The organism is Isoptericola sp. NPDC057391, from assembly GCF_042668085.1.
Lineage (GTDB): Bacteria > Actinomycetota > Actinomycetes > Actinomycetales > Cellulomonadaceae > Isoptericola.
Map to the genome: position 1 here is coordinate 1 of NZ_JBHVBO010000254.1, position 4,624 is coordinate 4,624.

Here is a 4,624-nt window from a genome sequence, read left to right on the forward strand (position 1 = left end):
CTGCCGCCGTGAGCGCAGGGTGCCGCGCCCGGAGTCAGACGGCGACGGGGACGACGTCGTCGACGGGCCGAGCGTCCGCCGCCCGCCGCGCGACCCACGCCGCGCCGGTGCCGGCGACGACGAAGATCGCGCCCAGCGCAAGCCAGCCGGGCGTGCCGAAGCGGACGGGCAGCGCGGTGACGACGACGGGCGCGGCCATGCCGGCGAGCGCGTAGCCGGTCTGCGACAGGCCCTGGTAGGCGCCGGCCTGACGCGGGTCGGCCAGCTCGAAGGCCATGCCCCAGCCGCCGGCCTCGGACAGCACCTCGCCGAGGGAGTGCGCGGCGGCGGCGAGCACCAGCAGCGCGGTCGCCGCGACGAGGCTGCCGTACCCCGCCACCGCGTACAGCACGCAGGCGGCCGCCAGCAGCACGGAGCCCCGGCGCACGGCCCGCCCGGCGCCGCGCACGTCGTGGGTGCCGCGCGACGCCCGCACCTGCAGCAGCGCCACCATCACGGTGTTGACCACCAGCAGCGCGGAGACGACGGCGGTGGGGGCGTCGGTCGTCGCGACCCACAGCGGCACGCCCACGGTCATGACCCCGAACTGCATCGCGACGACGGCGTTCAGCGCGACGCTCGCCACGTACGTGCGGTCGCGCCACGGGCGACGGGCGGGGGCCTCGTCGTCGACGTCGGCACCGGACGACGCGGCCTGGACGCCCGCCGTCGACGACGCGTCCGCGAGCATCCGCTCGGCCAGCTCCGGCACGCGGCGCGGCAGCACGAGCAGCGGCACGACGGCGGCGAGGAGCAGCACCGCCGTCGCGACCATGGCCGTGCGGTACGCGGCGGCCGTGTCGAGCAGCAGGGCCACCGCGGCGGCGAGCGTGCCCAGCCCGATGAACACGTTCATCACGACGCGCAGTCGCGCCCGGACCTCGACCCGCTCGGGCCCGGTGAACCAGCGCGCGAGGAGCGCCTGGCGCGCGGTGGAGTGCACCCCGCGCGCCCCGACGGCGACGACGGCCGCCAGGGTGAAGCTCACCGCGTCGGCCGTGAACGAGTACGCGGCGAGGGCCACTGCCTGCGCCGCGACGCCACAGACCTGGACGCGGTGCGCGCCCACGCGGTCCGACCAGCGTCCGGCGAGGAACGCGCCGAGCACGCCGGCGCCGCCCGCGATCCCCAGCCCGAGGCCGACCGTCCCGGCGGAGAGTCCCACCACCCGTGTGAAGTACAGGACGGACACGGCGTAGAACACGCCGTTCGACGTGGCGAGGGCCATGGTCGAGACGGTGAGGGCGCGCGCCACGGGGTCCCGTGGCAGGAGGGTCTGGATCACGGCACCAGTAGGCGCCCGTTCGTCCGACGCGCGAACGGATGTAGCGCTGCGCTACATCTATGCTCAACCCGTGGGATGGATGCACTACGAGCTGGCCGGGATGGACCTCGCCGACGTGCGGTTCGCCGTCTCCCCGTTGAACGAGCTGGTGCTGTCGCTGCGGGCGTGGCGGGACCCGGGCCGCTTCCCCGTGCACCTGCCGTGGCTACGCCGCGTCCAGGAGGCCCGCGCCACGCTCGACGGAGACATGCTGCTCGCGCTGACGAACGCGTCCATGTGGACGCCGGACTTCCTCACGCCGCGTCCCCGCAGCCCGCTCACGCGCCTCGACGACGAGCTCGCCGCGGTGGCCGCGGTCGACGACGCCGTCGTGGCGCAGGACCTCGACGAGGTGCACCCGGCCGGGCTGCCCGCTCCGCTGCGCGGGCCGGTCCCGGCGTTGCGGCGGAGGATCCTCGACGCGCTCACCGACTACTGGGACGCGTGCTTCACGCCGGACTGGCCACGGATGCGCACGGTGCTCCAGGCCGACGTCGTGCACCGCGGCACGGTGATCTCCGCCCGTGGGGCGGGCGCGATGTTCGCCGACCTCGCCGACCGGGTGTCCTTCGCCGACGGCGTGGTGAGCGTCCGTTCCACGACCAACACGCTGACGCGCTGGCGCTCCACGGCGGGCGAGGGGCTCACGCTGGTCCCGACGCTGTTCACCCGTGGGGCGTCGTGCCCGATCTCGCCCGACGAGCCGCCGATGATCATGTACGGCGCGCGCGGCACGGGCACGCTCTGGCAGCCCGAGCGGCAGGTGGCGGACGACGCCCTCGTCGCCGTGCTGGGCCGCGCGCGGGCGGGCCTCCTCACCGCGCTGGAGCAGCCGGCGTCGTCCACCGAGCTGGCGCGCCGCCTCGACGTCACGACCAGCGCCGTCAACCAGCACCTGCGCGTGCTGCGCGACGCCGGGCTGCTGACGTCCGCCCGCGCCGGCCGGTCCGTGCTGTACCTGCGCTCGGAGGTGGGCGACGCGCTCGTGGGCCCGGTCCGCCAGTGAGCGGTCAGCCCGCGATGCGCGCCAGGTGCGCGTCGAGCACGTCGAGCGCCCAGCCGGCGTCGCCGTCGGGCTCCTGCCGCACGACGTGCAGCGCGAGGCCGTCGACGAGGGCGTGCAGCTCGCGCACCTCGACGTCGGACGACCGGCGGCCGGTGCGGGCGGCGAGCGCCCGCGCGCACACGTCGCGGATGGCGTCCTGCGCGGCGCGGTGGCCCTCGCGCAGGGCGGGGTCGGTCATCGCGGCCGTGCCGAGCGCGAGGTAGGCCTCCATCTCGGTGCGCCGCTCGGCGTCGAGCGGCAGCAGCTGCGCGAGGACGGCGCGCGGCCACCCCTCGCCGCCCTCGACCGCGTCCACCCGCTCCTGCAGGCGTTCCAGGACGAGGGCGACGGCGCGCTCGCGCACGCTCGCGACGGTGGGGAAGGTGTAGCGCAGGGAGCTCTGCGGCAGGCCGGCCTCGGCGGCGACGTTGCGGACGGAGAGGGCCTCGAGGCCGTCGCGCACGAGGACGCGCCATGCGGCCTCGGACACCTGGCGGCGGCGTTCGTCGCGGTCGAGCTTCTGGGGCACCCGCCCATGTTCGCACAGTCGTGCGAAGTGTGCTAGAACTGTCTTCGCACGATCGTGCGAAGACCTCCCAGCAGATCCCGACCGAGAGGAAGTGGGAGCCGTGGACTGGCTGATCCTCATCGCCGCCGGCGTGATGGAGGCCGTGTGGGCGACCGCGCTGGCCGCGTCGCGCGGCTTCAAGCGACCGGTGCCGACGGCGGTGTTCGTCGTCGGCCTGGCCCTGAGCATGTGGGGCCTCGCGCACGCGATGCTCACCATCCCGGTGGGCACGGCCTACGCCGTGTGGGTGGGCATCGGCGCGGTGCTCACCGTGCTGGTCGCCATCGTGCGCGGCGACGAGCGGCTGACCGTCGCGCGCGCCCTGCTGCTGGTCGGCCTGGTCGGGTCGGTCGTCGGACTCAAGGTGGTGAGCTGACATGAGCGCGAAGAGCACGAAGAACGCGAACGGCCTGGCCTGGGCCGTCCTGCTGGCCAGCGCGGTGCTGGAGGCGGTGTGGGCCACGGCCCTCGACGCGAGCCACGGGTTCACGGTGCTCGGCGACACCATCGTGTTCGTCGTCGCCCTGGCGGCGAGCATGCTCGGCCTGGGCTACGCCGCGAAGCACATCCCGATCGGCACCGCCTACGCCATCTGGACCGGCGTCGGCGCCGCGCTCACGGTCGCCTGGGCGATGGTCACCGGCACGGAGACGGCGTCGCTGCTCAAGGCGCTGTTCCTCGTCGGCATCATCGGCTGCGCCATCGGCCTCAAGGTGGTCGGCCACGACGACGAGAGCGCGCCGGAGGGCGAGCTCAGCGCCGGTGGACCACCTGAGCCGCGGCCTGATCGCGCGGCATGAGGAGCACCTGGTCCACATTGACGTGCGCCGGGCGGGTGGCGATCCACGCCACCGTCTCGGCGACGTCCTCGGCCGTGAGCGGCTCGACCCCGGCGTAGACGGCGTCGGCCTTCTCCTGGTCGCCCTTGAAGCGGACCAGCGAGAAGTCGGTGTGCACCATGCCGGGGTCGATCTCGCTGACCCGCACCGGCTGGCCCAGCAGCTCGAGGCGAAGCACCCGCGTGAGCGCCGCCTCGGCGTGCTTGGCCGCGTTGTACCCGGCGCCGCCCTTGTACGGCTCGCGGCCGGCGATGGAGCCGATGGTGATGACCTGGCCGTCGCCGCTGGCGATCAGGCTCGGCAGCAGCGCCTTCGTGACGCGGACCGTGCCCAGCACGTTGATGTCGTACATGCGCTGCCAGTCGGCGAGGTCGGCGTCGGCCACCGACTCCGTCCCCAGCGCGCCGCCGGCGTTGTTGACGAGCAGGTCGCAACGACCGAGCCGCTCCTCGACGGCGGCGGCGAACGCCGCGACCGACGCGTCGTCCGTGACGTCGAGCGGGAGCGCGGTGCCGCCCGTCTCGGCGGCCACCTGCTCGAGCCGGTCCATCCGGCGGGCGCCGAGGACCACGTGGAAGCCCGCCGCCGCGAGGGCGCGGGCGCTGGCCGCGCCGATCCCGCTGCTGGCTCCGGTGACGACGGCGACGCGGGCGCTGCTCGGCATGGGTCCTCCTCGGGACGGTCGGGGATGCCGTCTCAGCGTAGGCGCCCCGCACCCCGCGCCCAGCGTTGTGGGTGGGATCGTGGCCCGGTACGCCACGAAAAAGGGCCCCGAAACCCACCAAAACCGCCGGGTGGTTGGGCGGGGT

6 protein-coding genes are annotated in these 4,624 nt (G+C 74.8%); 3 read left to right on the forward strand and 3 right to left on the reverse strand.

What is annotated here, in order from left to right; genetic code table 11:
• Nucleotides 1–34: 34 nt before the first annotated feature.
• Nucleotides 35–1,324, reverse strand: coding sequence for an MFS transporter (locus ACFUVW_RS19655; RefSeq protein WP_430572982.1), 1,290 nt, complete (start codon nt 1,322–1,324; stop codon nt 35–37).
• A 79-nt stretch (nt 1,325–1,403) separates the two neighbouring features.
• Between ACFUVW_RS19655 and ACFUVW_RS19660 the strand changes: the two genes are divergently transcribed.
• Complete coding sequence (locus ACFUVW_RS19660; RefSeq protein WP_430572987.1) at nt 1,404–2,369, forward strand: DUF5937 family protein; 966 nt, start codon at nt 1,404–1,406, stop codon at nt 2,367–2,369.
• A gap of 4 nt (nt 2,370–2,373) precedes the next feature.
• Here the strand turns inward: ACFUVW_RS19660 and ACFUVW_RS19665 are convergent, their stop codons facing one another.
• Nucleotides 2,374–2,937, reverse strand: coding sequence for a TetR/AcrR family transcriptional regulator (locus ACFUVW_RS19665; protein WP_430572983.1), 564 nt, complete (start codon nt 2,935–2,937; stop codon nt 2,374–2,376).
• Nucleotides 2,938–3,037: 100 nt separating this feature from the next.
• Here ACFUVW_RS19665 and ACFUVW_RS19670 point away from each other — a divergent pair, with 100 nt between their 5' ends.
• Nucleotides 3,038–3,352 (forward strand): DMT family transporter, encoded by a 315-nt coding sequence (locus ACFUVW_RS19670; protein WP_430572984.1) that lies wholly within the window; start codon nt 3,038–3,040, stop codon nt 3,350–3,352.
• Between the two features lies 1 nt (nt 3,353).
• Nucleotides 3,354–3,776 (forward strand): DMT family transporter, encoded by a 423-nt coding sequence (locus tag ACFUVW_RS19675; RefSeq protein ID WP_430572985.1) that lies wholly within the window; start codon nt 3,354–3,356, stop codon nt 3,774–3,776.
• On the opposite strand, the gene ACFUVW_RS19680 is transcribed toward ACFUVW_RS19675, so the two are convergent.
• Complete coding sequence (locus tag ACFUVW_RS19680; protein ID WP_430572986.1) at nt 3,730–4,479, reverse strand: SDR family NAD(P)-dependent oxidoreductase; 750 nt, start codon at nt 4,477–4,479, stop codon at nt 3,730–3,732. The genes ACFUVW_RS19675 and ACFUVW_RS19680 overlap by 47 nt on opposite strands.
• Nucleotides 4,480–4,624 lie beyond the last annotated feature (145 nt).